Raw genomic sequence first — 22,646 nt, forward strand, 5'->3', positions numbered from 1 at the left:
AGACTTGGCTCGATGACGGTCATCGACAACGCGATCTACCGCGACGGCGCGCGCGTCGCGACGCCGGCGAGCCTCGACGAGACCTTCGAGACGCGAGCCGAGCACGGCGGGTTCGCCTGGATCGGCCTCTACCGCCCGACCGACGAGGAGCTCGACGCGGTCGCACAGGAGTTCGGCCTGCACCCGCTCGCCGTCGAAGACACCCGCAAAGGGCATCAGCGCGCGAAGCTCGAGCGCTACGGCGATTCGCTCTTCGTGGTGCTGCGCCCGGCCCGCTACCTCGACGCTGAAGAGGAGGTCGAGTTCGGCGAGCTCCACCTCTTCGTCGGCAAGGACTACGCGATCAGCGTGCGCCGGGCCGAGTCGCCCGACCTCGCGAAGGTTCGCAAACGGCTCGAGAGTTCACCCGAACTGCTCGCAAAGGGCCCTGAGGCTGTGCTCTACGCGATCCTCGACGAGGTCGTCGACGAGTACCTCCCCGTGCTCGCCGGCCTCGAGAACGACATCGACGAGATCGAGGAGCAGCTCTTCGATGGCGACCCGATGGTCACCCGCCGCATCTACGATCTCTCGAGCGAGGTCATGGAGTTCCAGCGGGCGACTCGGCCGCTCGTCGACATGTTCCAGGCGCTCGAGCGGGGATTCGAGAAGTACGGCGTCGACCTCGAGTTGCAGCGTTACCTGCGTGATGTGCTCGACCACGTGATCCGTGCGGTCGAGCGCGGCGAGTTGTTCCGTCAGCTCCTGCAGAACGCCCTCACGGTGCACGCCACGCTCGTCGGGCAGCGCCAGAACGACGAGATGAAGCGCCTCACCGAGACGAGCCTCGCCCAGAGCGAGCAGACGAAGAAGATCTCGAGCTGGGCGGCGATCCTCTTCGCTCCCACCCTCGTCGGCACGATCTACGGCATGAACTTCAGGTACATGCCCGAGCTCGACTGGCCGTGGGGCTACCCGTTCGCCGTGCTCCTCATGGTGGTGCTCGGCTTCGGCCTCTACCGATTGTTCAAGCGGCGCAACTGGCTCTGAACGTGCGCCGATTCACCCGAGGATGCTCGGTTCGAGGTCGCGCAGCGTGCGGTAGTGCGTCATGCGGGTGACCCCGATCGCGGCGATGACGAGTCCTCCGACGAGCCAGCAGGCGAGCACCGTGGCATCCGTCACCGTGCGCGAGAGGTCACCACCGTACATGAACTGCCGCATCGCATCGACGACGTAGCTCATCGGCAGCACATGGTGCAGGGCCGCGAGGGGCCCGGGCAGGGTCTGCCACGGGAACGTGCCGCCCGCCGTCACGAGCTGCAGCACCATGAGCACGAGCCCGAGGAACTGGCCGACCTCGCCGAGCCAGACGTTCAGCGCGAGGATGATCGCGGCATAGGTGACCGAGGCGAACATCATGGTGCCGAGCGTGCCGAGTGGATGCACCATCGTGAAGTCGAGTGCGAAGGCGAGCACGAGGTAGAGCAGGCCCATCTGCAGTACGCCGAGCAGTCCGGGTGTCATCCAGCCCGCGAGCGTGACGCGGAACGGCGAGTGCAGCGCGGTGACCGCCCGACGCGAGATCGGCTTCACGATGAGGAAGAGGGCGTAGATGCCGATCCAGCCGGCCAGTGCCGCGAAGAACGGTGCGAGGCCGGCGCCGTAGTTGGCGGCGGCGGCGACGGCGCTCGTCTCGAGCGCAACGGGATCGGCGATCGTCGCGGCCTGCGCGTTGCGGGTCTGCTCGCTCGAGTCGGGGATCTCCGCGGCACCGCTCGTCAGCGCGTCGCGCAGCTCGGCGGCGCCGCTCGAGAGCGTGCCGGCGCCGGAATTCAGTGTGCCTGCCCCGCTGTTGAGCGTGCCGAGCCCGGTGCCGAGCGTGCCGATGCCGTCGCGCAGCGTGACGGCACCGTCGGCGAGCTCCGCGCTGCCGGAGGCGAGTTCGTCGATCTGCCCGACGACCTCCTGCACCCGCTGGTCGCCCGCCTCCAGATCGGCGCCGATCGGGTCGAGCCGTGCGAGCACGGCCTCGATGGTCGCTTGATCGAGACCGGCCGCTGCGAGGTCGGCGGCGAGGTCGGCGCGTGCCTGCGGCAGGGCGGCGGTGACGTCGGCGACGGCCGCACCGACGCGATTGGCGGCGGTTGCGAGTTCGGCGTTGCCGTCGGCGACGCGAGCTGCACCGTCGGCGAGGGTCGTGGCACCCGCGCCGAGCTGGGCGGCACCGTCGACGGCGCTTCCCGTGCCCGCGAGGAGTTCTGCGGTGCCCGAAGCGAGCTCGGCGGCACCGTCGGCGAGTTGTGCCGCCCCGTTGCCTGCCTCGACGATCTTGCCGCGGATCGTCTGGATCGAATCGAGCAGCGTCGTCGCCGCTTCCCGGCCGACCTCTTCGGCGACAGTCGTGCGGATCTTCTCGATGGCCTGCGAGCCGATCGTGCTCGCAAGATAGCTGTTCGCGTCATACGTCTGGAGCACGAGCTCGGCCTGGCGCGGGTCATCGCCCGACACCGAGGTGAGCGCCTCGGAGAAGTCCGCGGGAATCGTGATCGCGAAGTCGAACTCATCGCGGGCGAGGCCCTCTTTCGCCTCTTCGGCCGAGACCCGATGCCAGTCGAAGGCATCACCCTTCAGCAGCTTGTCGGCGACCTCGTCGCCGACGTTGCGGGCCGGCGTGTCGCCGTCGGCAGGCACGCCGGTGTCTTCGATCACGAGGGCGACGGGAATCTCCGACAGCTTCGCGTACGGGTCCTGGTTCGCCCAGAGATACAGGCCGCCGTAGAGGATCGGCACGGCGATGAGCGCGAGGAGAGCGAGGCGCGACATCGTGGTGGACGTGAGTCGCCGCAGTTCGGCGGCGATCATCTGCGGCACCTTCATGCGCGGCAGCTTCATCTGCGGAGCCTTCATGCGAGGCCCCCCGCAGCGAGCGCCTGTTCGTCCTCGTCGCCCCCGCGCATCCGCGAGATCATCGCGGCGGCGCCGATCGCCGTGGCCGAGGCATCGCCGGCGATCATGAGCACGGCGAAGCCGCGTTCGGCGAGGTCCTTCGCCTGCTCCCACCAGACCACGGGGTCCCCGCCATGCCGGTCGGGCGCGACGACCACGAGCCCCTCGACCCCCGTGCGGAGGATCGCGAGCTCGGTCATCAGCTGCAGGCGTTCGCGTGGGGCGACGTTGGCGATGGGCACTCGGGCGAGCTCATCGAGGCCCATGTCGCGGAGCCAGCGCTTCACGGCGATGGGGTTGGAGGCCCGCCCCGCGAACATGAGCTCTTCGGCGACGACGCCGGCGACCGTCACGCGCGGAGCCGGGTCGGAGACGTCGGGGGCATCGACGAGTGCGACCCGCCGGCGGAGGGACGCGGCATCCTGGCGGCCGTCGAGTTCCACCGTGCCGGTGTCGGGGTGCATTCGCCCCGACGCGAGCAGGCCGAGCACGGTCGGTCGCTGTTCGGTCTCGGCGCGAGCGAGCGTCGCCCGCCCGGATTCGTACGAGAGACTCATGTTGGGCAACGCTTGCCCGTCTCGACCCTTCGCCACCCCGCGCAGTTCGATCCTCATGGCTGCCTCCCCGCTGGCATCGCCGTATCTCTGCAGTGTACAAAAGCTGCTGCCCTTCCGGTGGCCTGCGATCGCGGTTAGCGTTGGGGCATGACCGAGATCACCGACGATCTGCCCGCTCGACTCATGCACGAGGAGCACGCCGGCTGGCGGGCGATCGTCGAGGGGCGGGGCGGTGAGCATTACCTGCGGGCGATGACTCGCGATGCGCTCATGGTCGTCGAGGGGGCGATGCTCGGCCGTGACGAGATTCTGGCGGCCTTCCGCAAGACTCCGCCGTGGGAGACCTACGAACTGCACGAGCCCGCCGTCATCCGTCTCGGCGACCGCGCCGGCATCGTCGTGTACCGCGCCGTGGCCACGCGCGGCGACGACACCGTCAACCTGCGCATGTCGACGACGTACCTCTACGACGACGGCGCGTGGCACGTCGCGGCGCACCAGCAGACGCACGCCTGACCCGGCGAGCGCCGACCGGATGGCTCAGCCGGCCGGCTCAGCCGAGTGGTTCAGCCGGCCGGCTCAGCCGAGTGGTTCAGTCGGTGCCGAGGTCGAACGCCGCAGCCTCGATCGCGGCATCCGTCGCCGCTTCGAGGTCGGTCTCGGTCTCGCCGGCGGTGATCTCGGGTGCTTCGCCCTGAGTGAGGTCGCCCACGAGCTTCGCGGTCTCGCCGCCGACGATGCCCTGCTTCGCGTACTGCTCGAGGCGGGCGCGCGAGTCGGCGATGTCGAGGTTGCGCATGGTCAGCTGGCCGATGCGGTCGAGCGGGCCGAATGCCGCGTCGCCCACACGCTCCATGGAGAGCTTGTCGGGGTGGTAGCTGAGTGCAGGGCCGCGCGTGTCGAGGATCGTGTAGTCGTCGCCGCGGCGCAAGCGCAGGGTGACCTCGCCCGTGACGGCCGAGCCGACCCACTTCTGCAGCGACTCGCGCAACATGAGCGACTGCGGGTCGAGCCAGCGGCCCTCGTACATGAGACGGCCGAGTCGGCGGCCCTCTTGGTGGTAGCTCGCCACGGTGTCTTCGTTGTGGATCGCGTTGAGCAGGCGCTCGTAGGCGATGTGCAGCAGTGCCATGCCGGGCGCCTCGTAGATGCCCCGGCTCTTCGCCTCGATGATGCGGTTCTCGATCTGGTCGGAGACGCCGAGGCCGTGACGGCCGCCGATCGTGTTCGCCTCGAGCACGAGGGCGACGGCGTCGGCGAACTCGGCGCCGTTGATCGTGACGGGGCGGCCCGCCTCGAACCCGATCGTGACGACCTCGGGCGCGATCTCGACGTCGTCGCGCCACGAGGGCACGCCCATGATGGGTTCGACGATCTCGACCCCGGTGTCGAGGTGCTCGAGGGTCTTCGCCTCGTGCGTCGCACCCCAGATGTTCGCGTCGGTCGAGTAGGCCTTCTCGGCTGAGGCGCGGTACGGGAAGCCGCGCGCGACCATCCACTCGCTCATCTCGGTACGGCCGCCGAGCTCGGTGACGAACGCCTCGTCGAGCCACGGCTTGTAGATGCGCAGGCGGGGGTTGGCGAGCAGGCCGTAGCGGTAGAACCGCTCGATGTCGTTGCCCTTGTAGGTCGAGCCGTCGCCCCAGATGTCGACGTCGTCTTCGCGCATCGCACGCACGAGCAACGTGCCCGTGACGGCACGGCCGAGCGGCGTGGTGTTGAAGTAGGTCTTGCCGCCCGAGCGGATGTGGAACGCGCCGGTGGCGAGGGCGACGAGTCCCTCTTCGACGAGCGCCGAACGGCAGTCGACGAGACGGGCGATCTCTGCGCCGTACTCCTTCGCGCGGTCGGGGACGGCTTCGACGTCTGGCTCGTCGGGCTGGCCGAGGTCGGCCGTGTAGGTGCAGGGCACCGCGCCCTTCTCGCGCATCCAGGCGACCGCGACGGAGGTGTCGAGACCTCCGGAGAAGGCGATGCCGACGCGTTCGCCGACGGGGAGGCTGGTCAGGACTTTCGACATGGACTCCAGCCTACTTGGGCTACGGGTTTCGGTTGTCGCGTCGCTCCTCCTCAACCCGCGGAGCGACCCCCGCGATAAGGTTGAGTGTGACTGCAGATCAATCAGCACCGGAGTCAGAGGCGTCCCTCGCCGACGAACCCGAGGTGCGGCAGGCGCTCGCCGATGGCGACCGCGCGTCGGTCTCGGCAGTCGTCGCGGGGCATCCGTCGTCGCCGCTCGCCTGGACCGAACTCGCAGACCTCGCCGATTCAGAGGGTCGAGCCATCGAGTCCTACGCGTTCGCGTCGGTCGCGGCCGACCTCGCTCGCGCGCAGCTCGCCGCAGGCGGCTGGCAGCCCGGCGACCTCGTCGCGTGGGCCGACGAACCCAACCGCGCCTATCTGCGCGCCCTCGACACTCAGAGGCGCGCTGCCGCGAACCTCGGCCTCGACGACCGCGCCGCGCAGCTGGCCGACGAGCTCGCGACCGCAGACGCCGAAGCGCCGGCGCGCATCGCCTCGGAGTACACCCCAACGCAGCTGATGCCCGTCGTCACCGCGCGCCCACCTTTCACGCCTGCGACATCCGTCGAGGCACACACCGGCGACCCGATCGCCGAACCTGCCGTGTCCGACGCGGCAGGAGCAGGAGAGGACTGACATGCCCGCAGCCGTACTGATCGGTGCACAGTGGGGCGATGAGGGCAAGGGCAAGGCGACCGACCTGCTCGGCTCGCGCCTCGATTACGTCGTCAAGTTCAACGGCGGCAACAACGCCGGGCACACTGTCGTCGTCGGCGACGAGAAGTACGCCCTGCACCTGCTGCCCTCCGGCATCCTGACGCCCGGCGTCACGCCCGTGATCGCCAACGGCGTCGTCGTCGACATCGAGGTGCTGTTCGAAGAACTCGAAGCGCTCGAGAGCCGCGGGGTGGATGTCTCCAAGCTGCGCGTCTCCGCGAACGCGCATCTCATCACGCAGTACCACCGCACCCTCGACAAGGTCACCGAGCGTTTCCTCGGCAAGCGGCAGATCGGCACGACGGGCCGCGGCATCGGCCCGGCGTACGCCGACAAGATCAACCGGGTCGGCATCCGCATGCAAGACCTGTTCGACGAGAACATCCTGCGGCAGAAGGTCGAGGGTGCCCTCGACCAGAAGAACCACTTGCTCGTCAAGGTCTACAACCGTCGCGCGATCGGCGTCGACGAGGTCGTCGACGAGTTGCTCGGCTACGTCGACCGCCTGCGCCCGATGGTCACCGACACCGCGTTGCTGCTGCACCGGGCGCTCGACGCCGGTGAGACGGTGCTCTTCGAGGGTGGCCAGGCCACGATGCTCGACGTCGACCACGGCACGTACCCCTTCGTCACCTCGTCGAATGCGACGAGCGGCGGGGCCGTTACCGGCTCTGGCATCGCACCGAACCGCATCGACCGCGTCATCGCCGTGGTGAAGGCCTACACGACCCGCGTCGGCGCGGGGCCGTTCCCGACCGAACTGTTCGACGAGTGGGGCGACTTCCTCACCGAGCAGGGCCACGAGTTCGGCACCACCACGGGCCGGCGCCGCCGCACCGGATGGTACGACGCGCCCATCGCCCGCTACGCGTCGCGCATCAACGGCGTCACCGACTTCGTGCTCACGAAGCTCGACGTGCTCACCGGCATCGAGCGCATCCCCGTGGCGGTCGCGTACGACGTCGACGGCGAGCGCTTCGACGAGGTGCCCGTCTCCCAGTCCGACTTCCACCACGCCAAGCCGATCTACGAGGAGTTCCCCGGCTGGACCGAAGACATCACCGGCGCGCGTGAGTTCTCCGACCTGCCCGCGAACGCGCAGGCATACGTGCGCGAACTCGAGGGCATGAGCGGCTCGCGCATCTCGGCGATCGGCGTCGGTCCCGGCCGCGACGAGATCGTCACGCTGCACGACCTGCTCGAGTAGAGCCGACCGGGCGCCGACGAACGAGAAGGGGGCGGATGTCCGTGACATCCGCCCCCTTCTCGTCGGTTCGACTACTTCTCGGTGCCGATGGCCCCGTCGATGTTGTCGCGAACCGCGTCGATCTTGTCGGCGTGGTCGCCGGCGACCTTCTTGGCAGCCTCGGCAGCGCCGTTGAGCACCTTGTCGCTGATGTCTTCAGCCTGCTCGCTGTTCAGGACTTCGGAGATTTTCTCCTTGTTGTCCTCGATGAAATCCTTGGCCTTGTTGGTCAGATCGTCAAGAGCGCCCATGGCCCCCCACCTTTCGTTTCGAAGTGGTCGTGCTCTCGTCATCGTAGGGCGGGAGCTTTCCGAGGGGAAGGCCGGCGACACCTGGGGACCCTCCTCGTCGCTCGCCCGTCATGTGCGCTTCACGTGCGTCGTGGCAGACTCGAACAGTGACCGCGACGCGCCCTGCCGACGATGAACTCGTCGGCCGTTTCATCCGACTCAGCCGGTTCGCCGAGGCCGACGTGCCCGAGCTGTTCCAGGCCCTCTGCCGGCCCGAGGTCTTCGCAGGCGGGTACGGCGGCGGCCTCGCTGGATTGCCGGCCGACCTTGGCGGGTTCGAGGTGTTCGCGCGGTCGTACTACTCGGGCGGCGAGTCCGCGATGCCGTGGACGGTGCGCTTGCGTGGCGGCGCCGACGACGGCCGCGTGGTGGGTGCGACCAAGCTCGGCGATTTCGACCTGCCGAACGAGTCGACGCACATCGGGTGGACCGCCTACGACCCGGGCGTCTGGGGCACCGCGGTGAACCCCGAGACGAAGCTGCTGCTGCTCGATCTCGCATTCCGAAACGGGTTCGGCCGGGTGAAGATCCAGGCCGACGCGAACAACGCGCGATCCCGCGGGGCGATCGAGAAGCTCGGCGCACGACTCGACGGCGTCATGCGCCGCCACAAGCGCCGCGCCGACGGCAGCTGGCGTGACAGCGCGGTGTACTCGGTGACCATCGACGACTGGCCCGCCGTGCGGGCGGGCCTCGAGGGGCGCCTCGCGGCGCGTGGTGAACTGCCGGTCGAGGTGCGCGGAGAGCAGCGGCACTGAGTCCGAGGCGCTGGCTCCTGGCTCCGGCTCCTGGCACCTAGCTCCAGAGTTTCGAGGCACCGTCGACGATGGCGGCGGCACCGCCTGCGTAGGCAATCACGATCACGGCGATGCGTGCCGCGTGATGCGGGATGCGGCGGTGCAGGAGTTCGCCGAGCCCGAGGCCGATGAGCAGCGCGCCGATGACGAACGGCCAGGCGCCCGGCTCGAGCTCGGGCACCGCCCACCCGGTCGCGCCGAGCTTTCCCACGAGCGATGCGACGCCGATCACCACGAAGTACGGCTGGGCCGTGGCGGCGAAGGCCGCCTGCGGCCAGCGCGTCGAGACGGCGTAGACGCTGAGTGCGGGCCCGCCGACCCCGGCCGAGGCGTTCATGAATCCGGATGCCGCGCCGGCGACGATGGCCGGAGTGCGACCGGTCGCGACGTGCTCGGTGCGGGTCATCGCGAGCGAGACCGTGAGCGCGACGATCACGACCACGCCGACTCCCAGTTGCAGCACGGGGCCGGGCAGGTTCGCCGCGACGAGCGCCCCGGCGACGGTACCGGCGATCGCCGGCACGACGAGCCAGCCGAACCGCCGCCACTCGACGTGACGCCACACCCTCGGCAGGATCAGGAGCGAAGAGAGCACCGCGCAGAGATTGACGACGATGACGCCGTCGAACGGCCCGAGCAGGATGACGAGCGCCGGTGCCGCGATGAGCGCGAAGCCCATGCCGGTGATGCGCTGGGCCAACGCGCCGAGGAGCACCGAGACGGCGACGGGCAGAAGCACCGGTGCAGTCTACCGACGGCCGCGGTCGGGGTCATCCGCCGCACGCGTCGGCCCGGTCACGGGCGACGATGCCGATCCGCCGGCCGGCCCCACTGCCGGAACGACCTTCGGGCCGGCCTCTGGCACGTGCAACCGGGTGAGGAACGCGTCGGTGCCGCGCGGCACGCCCCGGCGGTCGGCACGGGAGACGAGCACCGTCACGGCGACCGCGATCGGCACCGTCCACGCTGCGGGCTGCTCGAGGAACGGCCGTAGCGAGGGGGCGGCGGCCGTGAGGAGCGGGCCGCCGAGGATCGCCACGCCCGACAGCACGGCGCCCGTCAGCATGCCGGCGATCGCCCCGCGTGCGGTGAGGCCGCGCCACCAGATGCCGAGGATCAGCATGGGGCAGAGCGTCGACGCCGTGAACGCGAAGACGAGCCCGACGCTGCCGGCGAGACCGGCCGACTCGGTCGTGAGCGCGACGAGGAGCGGGATGAACGAGGAGACGACCGCCGCGATGCGGAACCCGCGCACACTGCCGCCGAGCAGGTCTTGGCTGATGACGCCGGCGAGCGAGACGACGAGACCCGACGAGGTGGAGAGGAACGCGCCGAACGCACCCGCGATCACGAGGGCCGTGAGCAGGTCGCCCCCGATTCCCGGCACGAGTCGGCCGGGCAGCAGCAGGATGAGCGCGTCGGCCTCGCCGGAGGCGGCGAGATCGGGCGCGAACGCGCGGCCCAGGAGACCGAACGCGGTGGGGAAGAGGTAGAACACCGAGAGCAGCACGAGCACGATGATCGTGGTGCGGCGGGCGGCGACGCCGTCGGGGTTCGTGTAGAAGCGCACGAGCACGTGCGGCAATCCGAGGGTGCCGAGGAGCAGCGCCACCATGAGCGAGACGGTGCGGTAGACGTCGAGGTCGGACGGGCCCGCCGCAGTCGGGAACGCCTCGGCGGGCGTGAGCTGCGGCGCCGGCTCGCCGCCGCCGAGGATGAGCAGCAGCGCGACGACCGGCACCGCGAGCGCGGTGAGCTTCAGCCAGAACTGGAACGCCTGCACGAAGGTGATCGAGCGCATGCCGCCGGCAGCGACGATGACCGCCACGATGACGGCGACGGCGAGCGAGCCGACCCACGAGGGCAGCCCCGTCGTGATGCGCACGGTGAGTGCCGCGCCCTGCAATTGCGGCACGATGTAGAACCAGCCGACGACGATGACGAGCGTCGAGGTCACCCGCCGCGCCCACTTCGATTCGAGGCGTGCCTCGGTGAAGTCGGGGATCGTGTACGCGCCCGAGCGGCGCAGCGGCGCAGCGACGAAGAGCAGGAGCATGAGGTATCCGGCCGTGTAGCCGATCGGAAACCACAGCGCGCCAGAGCCCTGCAGCAGGATGAGTCCGGCGATGCCGAGGAACGAGGCCGCCGAGAGGTACTCGCCCCCGATCGCCGAAGCGTTCCACCACGGCCGCACCGTGCGGGAGGCGACGTAGAAGTCGCTCGTCGTGCGTGAGACCCGCAGCCCGTAGAAGCCGATGAGCGCCGAGGCGAGGGCGACGGCCGCGATCGCGGCGTAACCGATGACGGGATTCACTCCGACTCCGTGAGCGAGCGGTAGCGCGCCTCGTTGCGCGTGGCGGCGCGCACGTAGAGCGCGCCGACCGTGATCGTGAGCGGGTAGACGCCGACGCCGAGCAGCAGCCAAGACGCGGGTACCCCGAACACGAAGGTCCCGTCGAGCTCGGGCACGAGGGCGATCGCGAACACGAAGAGGCCCGTGGCCACGGCGAAGCCGACCGCGAAGACGATCGCGAGCCGCAACTGCGAGCGGATGAGCGAGCGCACGTACACGCCGGCGATGTCGCTCGTCGGCGCCCCGGTGCCGTGCTGCGGCAGCGGGCGAGCGGATGCCCCGGCGACGCCCTGTCGCGGAGCGGTGACACGCACTCGGGGCGGCGGCCCAGCGGCATCCGCCCGCCCGCTCGACGACTCGCTCACGTCTACGTCCTCGGCCGGATCATCGCCTGGTCGAGCCGGTCGCGCAGCGCCGGCAGCAGTCGCCGACTGACGGGCAGCTCGGCCTGGCCGACGGTGACGCTCGGATGGTCGGAGCCCAGCCGGATGCGGCTGAGGTGCGGCAGCGACACGAGATACGAACGGTGCACGCGCACGAACCCGGCGTCGACCCACTGCCGCTCGAGATCGCTCATCGGCACCCGCACGAGGTAACTCGCCTCTTCGGTGTGCAGTCGGGCGTAGTCGCCCTGCGCCTGCACGTAGCGCACGTCGTCGCGGCGGATCATCCGGGTCGTGCCGCCGAGGGAGACGGCGATCATCTCAGGCGCAGCGGATGCGTCGGGGTGCGCCTGGTTCGATGCGCCGGCCTTCAGCGCCTCGACGATGCGGCCGACCGAGCGGCGCAGCCGTTCGGTTCGCACGGGCTTCAGCAGGTAGTCGACCGCGGCGAGGTCGAACGCCTCGATCGCCCCCTCTTCGTCGGCCGTGACGAAGACGAGCACCGGCCGATGCTCGAACCGGGCGAGTGCGCGGGCGAGGTCGAACCCGGTGAGCCCTGGCATGTGGATGTCGAGGAACGCCGCGTCGACCGGCTCCCGCGTGAGCAGGCGGATCGCCTCGGCGCCCGAGGCGGCCTGATGGATCACGCCGACCCGAGGATCCTGCCCGAGAAGGAAGGCGAGCTCGTCGATCGCGGGCTGCTCGTCGTCTGCGATGAGCACGGAGATCATGGCTCCAGTCTCCCATCGGCGCTCGCCGAGCTCGTCGAAGCGCGCATGCCGGTGGAGCTCCCTTCGACAGGCTCAGGGAGCGCTCGCGGGCGTCTCGGGCCCGATTTCGGCACGCGCATGCGCACGAGCGTGCCCGCGCCGACGTTCGTCTCGACGACGAGGCCGTGCTCGTCGCCGTAGACCTGCCGGAGACGCGCATCGACGTTGCGCAGGCCCACGTGCTCACCCCCGGCGGCGCCGCCCGCGAACACGGTCGCGAGCGCTTCGGGGTCGATGCCGACGCCGTCGTCCTCAACGCTGAGGTCGGCGAACGCGCCGGAGTCGGCGGCGGTGATCGTGATGCGGCCGCCGCCCTCCTTCGACTCGAGGCCGTGCCGAACGGCGTTCTCGACGAGCGGCTGGATCGACAGGAACGGCACCACGGTCGAGAGCACCTCGGGTGCGATCTGCAGCGTGACTTTCAGGCGCTCGCCGAAGCGGGCCCGTTCGAGACGCAGGTAGCTGTCGATCGAGCGGAGCTCTTCGGCGACCGTGGTGAAGTCGCCGTGCCGGCGGAACGAGTAGCGGGTGAAATCGGCGAACTCGAGCACGAGTTCGCGCGCCTGCGCGGGGTCCGTGTTGATGAACGAGGCGATCGCGTTCAGGGAGTTGTAGATGAAGTGCGGGCTGATCTGTGCACGCAGCGCCCGCACCTCGGCTTCGGCGAGGGCGGCGCGCGAGGCGTCGAGTTCACCGAGCTCGACTTGGGCTGCGACCCAGGCGGCGACCTCACCCGTGGCCCGCACGAGGCCCGCGCGCACGGGGGAGGCGAACGCCACGATCGCCCCGAGTGGGCCGGTTCCGCCGAGGATCGGCGCGACGACGGCATCCGTCTCCCACGCGCCGATGGGAATGCGTCGTTGCACCTGCTGCTTGCCGCTGGCGAGTGCCGCTGCGGCGAGCCGCTCGGCGACCGGACGCACGGCATCATCGCCGTCGATCGCGATCGTGCCCGAGCGGTCGACGATCGCGAGGCTCGCGCAGCCGAGGAGCGTTCGCAGATGCTTGCCTGCACGCATCGCGTCGAGTTCGTCGATGCCGCCGCGCAAGTGCTCAGCCGCCCGTGACGCCAGGTGCAGTGTCTGATAGGTCGCCTGCTCGGCGTCGGTGCCGAGCTCCTTCGAGGCCAGCACGATGCGCCGCAGGAACAGCACCAGCCCGACCGCGAGCGCTCCGCCGACCGCGCCGAGGGCGGCAGCGAGCAACATCGACTCGGACATGCACGCCAGCGTAACCGCTCGACCCGGCGCCGATCGCTCGTCGTGTCGGGTCCGCCATTCGTCGCACCGTCGACACCGTTCGTCGACGACGAACGGCATGCGCCCCACGCCGCCGGCCGGGAGCGCGAGAGTGGGCCGACCGAACACTCGATGCGGCGTGCGATCCGTTCGCCGCTTTCCCTGAAGGAGACGCGATGGGCAACGAAGCCCCGAGCGCGGAGACTGAGACGGCCCCGGCCGTCGACTACCGCGCGGTGCAACAATCCGAAGAGTTCCAGCGTCTGCGTTCGAAGCACCGGAGGTTCGTCTTCCCCGTGCTCGGCGCCTGCCTCGTCTGGTACCTCGCCTATGTGCTGCTGGCCGGCTACGCGCACGATTTCATGTCGACGCCCGTGTTCGGCAGCGTCAACGTCGCCATCCTGCTCGGTCTCGCGCAGGTCGTCACGACGTTCGCCGTGACCACGTGGTACGTGACCTACGCCAACCGTGAGCTCGACCCGATCGCCGCGGACCTCCGCGAACGCATCGAATCCGGGGCGTCCGTCGGGGCATCCGTCACCGAATCGGAAGGTGGCCGCTGATGCTGCACCTCGAAGCCGCCCCCGCCACCCAGGTCGGTGAGCCCTGGCTGAACATCGCCATCTTCGGCGCGTTCGTCGCGATCACGATGATCATCGTGTTCCGTGCGAGCCGCAACAACAAGACCGCCGCCGACTACTACGCCGCCGGCCGCTCGTTCACGGGCGGCCAGAACGGCTCGGCGATCGCGGGCGACTATCTCTCGGCCGCGTCGTTCCTCGGCATCGTCGGCGCGATCGCGATCACGGGCTACGACGGGTTCCTCTACTCGATCGGCTTCCTCGTGGCGTGGCTCGTCGCGCTGCTGCTCGTCGCTGAGCTGCTGCGTAACACGGGCAAGTTCACGATGGCCGACGTGCTCTCGTTCCGCCTGAAGCAGAAGCCCGTGCGCATCGCGGCCGCGACGACGACGCTCGTCGTCTGCTTCTTCTACCTGCTGGCTCAGATGGCGGGCGCGGGCGGTCTCGTCTCGCTCCTGCTCGGCGTGGGCGACCAGCTCGGCCAGGCGCTCGTCATCACGGTCGTCGGCGCGCTCATGATCCTCTACGTGCTCATCGGCGGCATGAAGGGCACCACCTGGGTGCAGATCATCAAGGCGATCCTGCTCATCGCGGGCGCCGGCGTGATGACCGTCTGGGTGCTCGCGATCAACGGCTTCAACTTCTCGACGCTGCTCGACAACGCGGTCGCGGTCGCGGGCAACCCCGAGATCCTGAACCCCGGCATCAAGTACGGCGTCTCGGAGGTCGCGAAGGTCGACTTCCTCTCGCTCGGCCTCGCCCTCGTGCTCGGCACCGCGGCCCTGCCGCACGTGCTCATGCGCTTCTACACGGTGCCCACGGCCAAGGAAGCCCGCAAGTCGGTCGTCTGGGCGATCTGGCTCATCGGCATCTTCTACGTGTTCACCCTCGTGCTCGGCTACGGCGCGGCGGCCCTCGTGGGCGCCGACGTCATCGCGGCAGCGCCCGGCGGCCCGAACTCGGCGGCCCCGCTGCTCGCGTTCGAGCTCGGCGGGCCGGTGCTGCTCGGCCTCATCTCGGCGATCGCGTTCGCGACGATCCTCGCGGTCGTCGCCGGCCTCACGATCACGGCTGCGGCCTCCTTCGCCCACGACATCTATGCGAGCGTCGTGAAGAAGGGCAAGCCCGCGCCGGGTGCCGAGGTCAAGGTGGCTCGTCGCACGGTGGTCATCATCGGCATCGTCGCGATCATCGGCGGCATCGGGGCGAACGGTCAGAACGTCGCGTTCCTCGTGGCGCTCGCGTTCGCGGTTGCGGCGTCGGCGAACCTGCCGACGATCGTGTACTCGCTCTTCTGGAAGCGCTTCACCACGCAGGGCGCCCTGTGGAGCATGTACGGCGGCCTCGCGTCGGCGATCATCCTCATCATCTTCTCGCCGGTCGTCTCGGGCTCCGTGACGTCGATGCTGAAGACGGAGGACATCAACTTCGCGATCTTCCCGCTCTCGAACCCGGGCATCGTCTCGATTCCGCTGGCCTTCTTCCTCGGCTGGCTCGGCACGGTGCTCGACAAGAAGAAGGAAGACCCGCTGAAGCAGTCCGAGATGGAGGTGCGCTCGCTGACCGGCGTCGGCGCCGAGAAGGCGACCCAGCACTGAGATCTCCCGGCGGCGGGAAATCCCACCCGCCGCCGGGAACCGTTTCGACCCGGCGGCATCGCCTGCCCAGCCGGGTCGAACGAACACAGAGGGGCGGATGCCGCGGCATCCGCCCCTCTTGTCTTCGTCGGGGTCTCGATACGGCTGCTCCTTTGTCGCTGCCTACTCGACCGGCGGAGGTGCGCCGGTCGAGTAGCGACGCAGGAGCGTATCGAGGCCCGCGGTGCTACATGTTGATCATGTGGCCAGCGAGTCCGTGGTAGGCCTCCTGCAGCGCCTCGGAGAGCGTCGGGTGCGTGTGCACGTTGCGGGCGAGCTCGAGGGCACCGAGGTCCCACTTCTGCGCGAGGGTCAGCTCTGGCAGCAGCTCCGAGACATCCGGACCGATGAGATGACCACCGAGCAGCTCGAGGTGCTTCGCGTCGGCGACGAGCTTCACGAAGCCGACGGTCTCGCCGAGCCCGTTCGCCTTACCGTTGGCGCTGAACGGGAACTTCGCGACGACCACGTCGTAGCCCTCGTCGCGGGCCTGCTGCTCGGTGAGGCCGAAGCTCGCGATCTGCGGCTGGCAGAACGTGGCGCGCGGCATCATGCGGTAGTCGCCGAGTTCCATGGTCTCGGCGTCGCCGATCGTCTCGGCCGCGACGACGCCCTGCGCCTCGGCGACGTGGGCGAGCATGAGCTTCGCGGTGACGTCGCCGATGGCGTAGATGTGCGGCACGTTCGTGCGCATGCGCTCGTCGATCGCGATGGCGCCGCGCTCGGTGAGCGCAACGCCCGCCTGCTCGAGGCCGAAGCCCTCGACGTTCGGCGCGAACCCGACCGAGATGAGCGCGCGGTCGACCTGCAGGCTTCCGGCGTCGCCGTTCGCGCCCGTGTACGAGACGGTGACGGATGCCCCGTCGTCGACGACCGACTCCACCTTCGTCGACGTGAGGATCGGCACCCCGAGGTTGCGGTACTGGCGGGTGATCTCCTTCGAGACTTCGACGTCTTCATTCGGCAGTGCCCGGTCGAGGAACTCGATGACCGTGACCTCGACCCCGTAGTTGCGCAGCACATAGGCGAACTCCATGCCGATCGCACCGGCGCCGACGATCGCGATCGAGCGCGGCAGTTCGCGGGTGAGGATCTGCGACTCGTAGGTGACGACGTTCTCGCTCAGTTCGACGCCCGGCAGCAAGCGCACGCGTGAACCCGTCGCGATGATGGCGTTCGCGAAGGTGAGCTGCTCGGCCTGGCCGTCGGCCCTCGCGACGTCGATCGCGTTCGGGCCCGTGAACGTTCCGCGCCCGTCGACCTCGGTGATGCCGTTCTTCTTCATGAGGAAGTGCACGCCCTTGACGTGCTTCTCGGACACCTGGCGGCTGCGGTCGAACGCGACGCCGTAATCGAAGTGCGCCTCGCCCGAGATGCCGAACGTCGCGGCCTGGTCGTGGAAGATGTGCGCGAGCTCGGCGTTGCGCAGCAGCGCCTTCGAGGGGATGCAGCCGATGTTGAGGCACACACCGCCCCAGAATCTCTCTTCGATCACGGCGACGCTGAGACCGAGTTGGGCGGCGCGAATCGCGGCGACGTAGCCGCCCGGGCCCGCGCCGAGGACGACGACATCGAAATGGCTGGTCATTCCGTCAGCCTATGCGCGCCGCACCGCGGAGCGGGAGGGGGAATCGAGGCCAGCGGATGCTTCGGCTGCCGTCCTTCGGCGGATTCCGGACAAGCACCCCGGCAGACGTGTCCGGGCGTCGGCGGTCGGGCATACGCTCGACCGGTGAGCACCACTACCGACCAGCAGGCCACCCCAGCCGCACTCGCCCCGAAGCGCGCCGGTCGGGTGTCGACGTGGGTGCAGTTCCTCGCCATGGGCGTCGTCTGGGGTGCGAGCTTCCTCTTCATCAAGGTCGCACTCGAGGGCGTGTCATTCGGTCAGGTGGCCTGGTCCCGCACCCTGCTCGGCGCGCTGGCGCTCGGCGCGATCGTACTCATCATGCGTCCGCGCGTGGTCGCCCCCGATGGTACTCGTGGCCCGGTGCTGCCGCGTGAGCGCGTCGTGTGGCTGCACTTCCTCGTGGTGTCGCTGACCACCTGCGTCATCCCGTACCTCTGCTTCGCGTGGGCCGAACAGTACGTCTCGTCGAGTCTCGCGTCGATCTACAACGCGACCACCCCGATCATGACGGCGCTCATGGCCACGCTCGTCTTCCGTGTCGAGCGGCTCGGACTCAGCCGGTGGGCGGGCGTCGGCGTCGGCATCCTCGGCGTGCTCGTCGTCATCGCGCCCTGGCAGTACTCGGCCCTCACCGGCAGCCTCGCCGGGCAGCTCGCGTGCCTCGTCGCCACCGCCTGCTACGGATTCACATTCGGCTACCAGCGCCGCTTCCTGAGTCACCGGCCGATTGCACCGGCGACCTTCGCGTTCCTCTCCATCGGAGTCTCGGCCGTCGTCATGCTCGTGCTGACCCCGTGGCTCGCGCTCTCGCCGGTAGACCTCGACTGGACTGTCGTGGGTTCGCTCCTCGCGCTCGGAGTGCTCGGCACCGGGCTCGCCTACATCTGGAACATCAACGTGCTTCGGGCCTGGGGGCCCACCGGCACCTCGACCGTGACGTACGTCACCCCGGTCGTGGGCGTGGCGCTGGGCGTGCTGCTCCTCAGCGAGCGATTCTCCTGGCACGAGCCGGTCGGCGCGGTGCTCGTGCTGCTCGGCATCCTGCTCGCACAGGGGCGGCTTCGCTTGCCGCGTCGTCGTTCGCTCTCGCCGGTCGAGTAGCGACGCAGGAGCGTATCGAGACCTCGTCACCTGGTCTCGATACGGCGCTGGCGCGCCTACTCGACCGACGTGGGTGCCGAGGGCTTGACAGCGGCTCGTCGACATGGTTGGTTAGTTACACAAGTAATGAACCAACCAAGGTTCGACACGCGAAGCAGTTGGGCGGGTATGGACGAATCGCGTCCGATCTTCATCCAGATCGCCGAACAGGTCGAGAACGACATCATCGACGGGACGCTGGCGGAAGGCAGCCAGATCCCCTCCACGAACGAGTTCGCCGCCTTTCTGCGAGTCAACCCGGCCACCGCACTGAAAGGGGTGAATCGCCTTGTCGACGACGGAATCGTGGAGAAGCGAAGGGGCATCGGCATGTTCGTGACCGAGGGAGCCCGAGCGCGACTCGTCGAGCGTCGCCGGGCCGATTTCGCCACCGAGTACATCAGACCCCTCATCATCGAAGCCGAGAAGCTCGGCATCGACATCAACGAACTCGCGGGCCTCCTCCGCGCAGAAAGGATCGAATCATGACCCGCACCGTGGTGCACGCCACCGGGCTGACCAAACGCTACGGCTCGTTCACCGCCGTCGACGCGGCCGACTTCTCGCTCGAGGAGAACCGCATCTACGGGCTGCTCGGCCGCAACGGCGCAGGCAAGACCACGATCATGCAGCTGCTCACCGGTCAACTGTTCGCGAATGCGGGTCGGCTCGAGGTCTTCGGTCGCGAGCCGGCCGAGCACGCCGACGTGCTGCGCCAGATGTGCTTCATCGCCGAGTCGCAGCGCTACCCAGACGACTTCAGCCCGGCGCACGTCTTCAAGGCGGCACCGTGGTTCTTCGAGAACTGGGATGCCGCGTTCGCCGAGCGCCTCGTCGCCGACTTCCGTCTCCCGGTGAAGCGCCGCATCAAGAAGCTCTCGCGGGGCCAGCTCTCAGCGGTCGGCGTCATCGTCGGGCTCGCATCGCGCGCGCCGCTCACCTTCTTCGACGAGCCGTACCTCGGCCTCGACGCGGTGGCACGCCACATCTTCTACGACCGCCTGCTCGCGGACTACGCCGAGCACCCGCGCACCATCGTGCTCTCGACCCACCTGATCGACGAGGTCGCGAACCTCCTCGAGCACGTCATCCTCATCGATCAGGGCAAGATCCTCTTCGATCGTGATGCCGACGAGCTGCGAGGGTCGGCCACGACCGTCGCGGGTCCGCGGGCCGCGGTCGAATCGTTCGTGGCCGACCGGCCCGTCATCGGTCGCGAGGGCATCGGCGGACTTGCATCCGCCACCATCGACGGTCGCCTCGACCAGGGCGAGCGCATCAGGGCTGCCGAGCTCGGACTCGAGCTCGCGCCCGTCTCGCTCCAGCAGCTCATCATCCACATGACCGGCACCGACCTCGCCGGTTCGACCGAAGAGGAGGCCGCAGCATGACCGCCGTCGCCACCGCGCCCATCGTGCGCACCGAGGCCCGCTCACGGGCCCACGAGATCTGGCGCATCGTGCGCCTGCACGCCGTCAACCCATCGGTCTTCTTCGGGGTGCCGTGGATCATCCTCGGCACTGCATGGGCGATCTCGCTCATCATCACGCTCATCATCCGGGCAGCCTCGGGCGGCAACGTGACCGCCGAGGACATGGAGGGCATGCGCTACAGCTGGGCGGTGCTCTCGCCGCAGTGGTACCTCGTCGTCGTCGGTGTGCAGGCGATCGGGCTCACCTTCTCGTTCGCGCTCGGCTTCGGGGTGACCCGCCGCGACTTCTGGCTCGGCACGAGCGTCATGTTCGTGCTCGTCTCTGTCATGTTCGCCGTCGCGATCGCGACGCTCGTGCAGATCGAGATCGCGACGAGCGGCTGGGGCCTCAACGCGCACATGTTCGATGCGCTCTGGTACGGGCAGAACTGGTTCGTCGACCTCTACACGGCCTTCTCTCTGCAGCTCATGGTGCTCTTCGTCGGAGCAAGCGTCACGACCGTGTACATGCGGTGGCGCATGAAGGGCATGCTGGTCCTCGTCTTCAGCGCCATCGTACTGTTGCTCGCCGCGATCGCGACCATCACCCTGAGCCAGTCGTGGCCGGCGGTCGTCGCCTGGTTCGTCAGCATCGGACTCGTCGGCGTGTTCAGCATCTTGCTCGGCCTCGCGGCGGTGTTCGCGGTCACCGGGTACCTCGTGATCCGGCGGGCGACACCCCGCTGAGTTCACGAGTGCGGGTCGAGCCTGCCGAACCTCTGGGGGATCGGCTGGTTTCGGCAGGCTCAACCCGCAAGGGCGTCATCCGGGAGGATGACGCCCTTCGTCGTCGAATGCGACTTCCGCCCGACGCGCCGCCCCGGCCCACCCCGGCAGGCTCGAGGGTATGAGTTCCTTCGTGATCGAGGCATCCGGCCTCAGCAAGTCATTCGGCCAGACGCACGCGCTCGCCGGCGTCGACCTCCAGGTGCGCACCGGGGAGGCGCTCGCCATCATGGGGGCCTCGGGGTCGGGCAAGACCACGCTGCTGCACTGCCTCGCGGGCATCACTCGCCCCGACGCCGGCACGGTCGGCTTCCAGTCCGGCGCCGGGCGCGTCGATGTGACGGCGCTCAGCGAGCGCGAGCGTTCGCGACTCCGCCGCGAGGCGTACGGGTTCGTCTTCCAGCAGGGGCTCCTCATTCCGGAGCTCACGGCGGTCGAGAACGTCGCGCTCGCACTCATGCTGAACGGTATGCCGCGGGCCCGCGCCGAGGAGTACGGCCGCGGATGGCTCGCGGCGCTCGGCCTCGCCGGCATGGAGGATCGCCGCATCGGCCAGCTCTCGGGCGGCCAGGCGCAGCGCGTCGCCATCGCGCGGGCGCAGGTCACCGGGGCATCCGTCGTCTTCGCCGACGAACCGACCGGCGCACTCGACTCGACCACCTCGGCCGAAGTGATGCGCGCACTCCTCGACTCGACGACCGGTCAGGGCCGCACGCTCGTGGTCGTCACGCACGACGCGGATGTCGCGGGCCGCTGCACCCGCATCGTCGACATGCGCGACGGTCGCATCGTCGGCGAGCGAGTGCCGGGAGTGACGGCATGATCGCCCGCGTCGCGTGGTTGCTCGCCCGACCCGGCACCTCAGGAGCGGCGGCGAGCGTGCTGCCCATCACCGCGTTCGCGATCGTGACGGCGCTGCTCTTGACCGTGCTCGGCGGCGCCCAGTCGTTCTGGACCTGGACCGGAGAGGACGTCACCTACCAGGCGCTCGCCGTCGTCGCACTCGTGCTGCTCGTGGTACCGCTCGCCTCGCTCGGCGGGGCGGCCGCACGGCTCTCGGCGCGCCGGCGCGACGACCGGCTCGCGACGCTGCGGCTCCTCGGCGCGACGCCTGCGACGGTGTCGGCGCTCGCCGTGATCGAGTCGGTCGTGCTCGCCGTCGCCGGCTCACTCGCCGGCGTGGTGCTCTACTTCGTGCTCGTGCCGTTGATCGCGCTCATTCCGTTCCGCGGTGAGGCGCTCGGCGTCGACGGTGTCGTGCTCGCGCCCATGGCGATCGCAGGGGTCGTGCTCGGGGTGGCCGTGCTCGCCATCGTGAGCGCCTTGCTCGGCCTCCGGCAGGTCGTCATCTCGCCGCTCGGCGTGCGCACGAAGCAGGATGCGCCGAAGCTGCACTGGCTGCGCCTCGTCATCGGCGTCGCGGTCATCGCGATCGCCTTCCTGATGATGGCCGCGCTGCAGGTGGCCGGGTCGGTGCTGATCATCCTCGCGATGCTCGGCGCGGGGTTCGGCGGCGCCGTCGCGGTGCTCAACCTCATCGGGCCGTGGGTGATCCGCCTCGTCGCGCAGTCGCAGGCGAAGCGGGCCAAGATGCCCGCCCGGCTCCTCGCCGCACGAGCCGTGCTCGAGTCGCCGAAGGCAGCGTGGCGGCAGGTCTCCGGGGTGGCGATGACGAGCTTCATGGCCGTGTTCGCGGGCACCGGCATCGCTCTGGTCGGCTCGTTCGGCGGGTCCGGCGACGCCGTCGACGTGGAGTCGCAAGAGCTCTTCGCCGACATCCGCACCGGCATCCTCATCACGGTCATCGGCTCGTTCCTCATGGTCGCGTGCTCGATCGGCGTGAACCAGGCGGCGGGCATCCTCGATCGCGGTGAGCTGTACCGCTCGCTCGGAATGCTCGGCATGCCGACCTCGACCATGGACGCGGCCCGCCGCCGCGCGGTCATGTCACCCCTGCGCATCACGGCGATCGGCTCCGCGGTGACCGCTGCCGTCGTGATGCTGCCGCTGACCGGCCTCGCGATCATCCTCGCCCCGTTGTCGCTCGCGGTCATCGCCGGGGTGCTCGCCGCCGGCATCGGCGTGGTGTGGCTCGGGTTGCTCGCAACGAAGCCGATGCTCGAGCGGGTGGCCGTCGCGGGGTGACGAGCGTGCGACGCG

General features: G+C 69.4%; 23 protein-coding genes. 13 read left to right on the forward strand and 10 right to left on the reverse strand.

What is annotated here, in order from left to right:
* Positions 1 to 12: 12 nt before the first annotated feature.
* Complete coding sequence (gene corA / locus AC1C2R_RS10085; protein WP_495352343.1) at positions 13 to 1,029, forward strand: magnesium/cobalt transporter CorA; 1,017 nt, start codon at positions 13 to 15, stop codon at positions 1,027 to 1,029.
* A 12-nt stretch (positions 1,030 to 1,041) separates the two neighbouring features.
* On the opposite strand, the gene AC1C2R_RS10090 is transcribed toward corA, so the two are convergent.
* Both AC1C2R_RS10090 and AC1C2R_RS10095 read right to left on the reverse strand, forming a co-directional pair.
* Positions 1,042 to 2,859 carry a YhgE/Pip family protein gene (locus AC1C2R_RS10090; protein WP_495380394.1) on the reverse strand — a complete coding sequence of 606 codons (1,818 nt, stop codon included), beginning with the start codon at positions 2,857 to 2,859 and terminating at the stop codon, positions 1,042 to 1,044.
* 26 nt (positions 2,860 to 2,885) lie between these two features.
* Positions 2,886 to 3,542, reverse strand: coding sequence for a hypothetical protein (locus AC1C2R_RS10095; RefSeq protein WP_495379830.1), 657 nt, complete (start codon positions 3,540 to 3,542; stop codon positions 2,886 to 2,888).
* Between the two features lie 90 nt (positions 3,543 to 3,632).
* On the opposite strand from AC1C2R_RS10095, the gene AC1C2R_RS10100 reads away from it, so the two are divergent.
* Positions 3,633 to 4,001 carry a nuclear transport factor 2 family protein gene (locus AC1C2R_RS10100; RefSeq protein ID WP_495352345.1) on the forward strand — a complete coding sequence of 123 codons (369 nt, stop codon included), beginning with the start codon at positions 3,633 to 3,635 and terminating at the stop codon, positions 3,999 to 4,001.
* Positions 4,002 to 4,077: 76 nt separating this feature from the next.
* Here the strand turns inward: AC1C2R_RS10100 and argG are convergent, their stop codons facing one another.
* Positions 4,078 to 5,505 (reverse strand): argininosuccinate synthase, encoded by a 1,428-nt coding sequence (argG, locus tag AC1C2R_RS10105; RefSeq protein WP_495379831.1) that lies wholly within the window; start codon positions 5,503 to 5,505, stop codon positions 4,078 to 4,080.
* A gap of 86 nt (positions 5,506 to 5,591) precedes the next feature.
* Here argG and AC1C2R_RS10110 point away from each other — a divergent pair, with 86 nt between their 5' ends.
* Both AC1C2R_RS10110 and AC1C2R_RS10115 read left to right on the forward strand, forming a co-directional pair.
* Positions 5,592 to 6,143: a DUF3151 family protein gene (locus AC1C2R_RS10110; protein WP_495379832.1), complete on the forward strand. Its 552-nt coding sequence runs from the start codon at positions 5,592 to 5,594 to the stop codon at positions 6,141 to 6,143.
* Between the two features lies 1 nt (position 6,144).
* Positions 6,145 to 7,431: an adenylosuccinate synthase gene (locus AC1C2R_RS10115; protein WP_495352348.1), complete on the forward strand. Its 1,287-nt coding sequence runs from the start codon at positions 6,145 to 6,147 to the stop codon at positions 7,429 to 7,431.
* A 71-nt stretch (positions 7,432 to 7,502) separates the two neighbouring features.
* On the opposite strand, the gene AC1C2R_RS10120 is transcribed toward AC1C2R_RS10115, so the two are convergent.
* On the reverse strand, positions 7,503 to 7,721 hold the full coding sequence (locus AC1C2R_RS10120; RefSeq protein ID WP_495352349.1) for a hypothetical protein: 219 nt from the start codon (positions 7,719 to 7,721) through the stop codon (positions 7,503 to 7,505).
* 146 nt (positions 7,722 to 7,867) lie between these two features.
* Here AC1C2R_RS10120 and AC1C2R_RS10125 point away from each other — a divergent pair, with 146 nt between their 5' ends.
* Positions 7,868 to 8,518 (forward strand): GNAT family N-acetyltransferase, encoded by a 651-nt coding sequence (locus tag AC1C2R_RS10125; RefSeq protein WP_495379833.1) that lies wholly within the window; start codon positions 7,868 to 7,870, stop codon positions 8,516 to 8,518.
* A 37-nt stretch (positions 8,519 to 8,555) separates the two neighbouring features.
* Here AC1C2R_RS10125 and AC1C2R_RS10130 read toward each other — a convergent pair whose 3' ends face one another.
* From AC1C2R_RS10130 to AC1C2R_RS10150, 5 genes are read right to left on the reverse strand one after another with little or no spacing between them, the layout of a single operon-like run.
* Positions 8,556 to 9,296, reverse strand: coding sequence for a TSUP family transporter (locus AC1C2R_RS10130; RefSeq protein ID WP_495379834.1), 741 nt, complete (start codon positions 9,294 to 9,296; stop codon positions 8,556 to 8,558).
* Positions 9,297 to 9,305: 9 nt separating this feature from the next.
* Positions 9,306 to 10,871, reverse strand: a complete 1,566-nt coding sequence (locus tag AC1C2R_RS10135; RefSeq protein WP_495379835.1) for a sodium/solute symporter — start codon at positions 10,869 to 10,871, stop codon at positions 9,306 to 9,308.
* Positions 10,868 to 11,275, reverse strand: coding sequence for a DUF485 domain-containing protein (locus tag AC1C2R_RS10140; protein WP_495352353.1), 408 nt, complete (start codon positions 11,273 to 11,275; stop codon positions 10,868 to 10,870). Before AC1C2R_RS10140 ends, AC1C2R_RS10135 begins: the two co-directional genes overlap by 4 nt.
* A 2-nt stretch (positions 11,276 to 11,277) precedes the next feature.
* Positions 11,278 to 12,024: a LytR/AlgR family response regulator transcription factor gene (locus AC1C2R_RS10145; protein WP_495379836.1), complete on the reverse strand. Its 747-nt coding sequence runs from the start codon at positions 12,022 to 12,024 to the stop codon at positions 11,278 to 11,280.
* A complete protein-coding gene (locus AC1C2R_RS10150; protein ID WP_495379837.1) occupies positions 12,021 to 13,283 on the reverse strand; it encodes a sensor histidine kinase in 1,263 nt (420 codons plus the stop codon). The genes AC1C2R_RS10145 and AC1C2R_RS10150 overlap by 4 nt, the downstream gene beginning before the upstream one ends.
* Positions 13,284 to 13,477: 194 nt before the next feature.
* On the opposite strand from AC1C2R_RS10150, the gene AC1C2R_RS10155 reads away from it, so the two are divergent.
* Both AC1C2R_RS10155 and AC1C2R_RS10160 read left to right on the forward strand, forming a co-directional pair.
* On the forward strand, positions 13,478 to 13,864 hold the full coding sequence (locus AC1C2R_RS10155; protein WP_495352356.1) for a DUF485 domain-containing protein: 387 nt from the start codon (positions 13,478 to 13,480) through the stop codon (positions 13,862 to 13,864).
* Positions 13,864 to 15,480 (forward strand): monocarboxylic acid transporter, encoded by a 1,617-nt coding sequence (locus AC1C2R_RS10160; RefSeq protein WP_495379838.1) that lies wholly within the window; start codon positions 13,864 to 13,866, stop codon positions 15,478 to 15,480. The genes AC1C2R_RS10155 and AC1C2R_RS10160 overlap by 1 nt, the downstream gene beginning before the upstream one ends.
* Positions 15,481 to 15,706: 226 nt before the next feature.
* Here the strand turns inward: AC1C2R_RS10160 and lpdA are convergent, their stop codons facing one another.
* Positions 15,707 to 17,107, reverse strand: a complete 1,401-nt coding sequence (gene lpdA, locus AC1C2R_RS10165) for a dihydrolipoyl dehydrogenase (RefSeq protein ID WP_495352358.1) — start codon at positions 17,105 to 17,107, stop codon at positions 15,707 to 15,709.
* A gap of 234 nt (positions 17,108 to 17,341) precedes the next feature.
* On the opposite strand from lpdA, the gene AC1C2R_RS10170 reads away from it, so the two are divergent.
* The 6 genes from AC1C2R_RS10170 to AC1C2R_RS10195 all read left to right on the forward strand — a co-directional run bounded on the left by AC1C2R_RS10170 (position 17,342) and on the right by AC1C2R_RS10195 (position 22,631).
* Positions 17,342 to 18,250: a DMT family transporter gene (locus tag AC1C2R_RS10170; RefSeq protein WP_495380395.1), complete on the forward strand. Its 909-nt coding sequence runs from the start codon at positions 17,342 to 17,344 to the stop codon at positions 18,248 to 18,250.
* A gap of 168 nt (positions 18,251 to 18,418) precedes the next feature.
* Positions 18,419 to 18,778 carry a GntR family transcriptional regulator gene (locus tag AC1C2R_RS10175; protein ID WP_495380396.1) on the forward strand — a complete coding sequence of 120 codons (360 nt, stop codon included), beginning with the start codon at positions 18,419 to 18,421 and terminating at the stop codon, positions 18,776 to 18,778.
* Positions 18,775 to 19,680, forward strand: coding sequence for an ABC transporter ATP-binding protein (locus tag AC1C2R_RS10180; RefSeq protein ID WP_495352359.1), 906 nt, complete (start codon positions 18,775 to 18,777; stop codon positions 19,678 to 19,680). The genes AC1C2R_RS10175 and AC1C2R_RS10180 overlap by 4 nt, the downstream gene beginning before the upstream one ends.
* Positions 19,677 to 20,447, forward strand: coding sequence for a hypothetical protein (locus tag AC1C2R_RS10185; RefSeq protein WP_495352360.1), 771 nt, complete (start codon positions 19,677 to 19,679; stop codon positions 20,445 to 20,447). Before AC1C2R_RS10180 ends, AC1C2R_RS10185 begins: the two co-directional genes overlap by 4 nt.
* Before the next feature lie 160 nt (positions 20,448 to 20,607).
* Positions 20,608 to 21,309, forward strand: a complete 702-nt coding sequence (locus tag AC1C2R_RS10190) for an ABC transporter ATP-binding protein (RefSeq protein WP_495352361.1) — start codon at positions 20,608 to 20,610, stop codon at positions 21,307 to 21,309.
* Positions 21,306 to 22,631: an FtsX-like permease family protein gene (locus AC1C2R_RS10195; protein ID WP_495352362.1), complete on the forward strand. Its 1,326-nt coding sequence runs from the start codon at positions 21,306 to 21,308 to the stop codon at positions 22,629 to 22,631. The genes AC1C2R_RS10190 and AC1C2R_RS10195 overlap by 4 nt, the downstream gene beginning before the upstream one ends.
* Positions 22,632 to 22,646: the final 15 nt, after the last annotated feature.

The sequence above is a fragment of the Agromyces sp. Y182 genome (genome assembly GCF_059445385.1).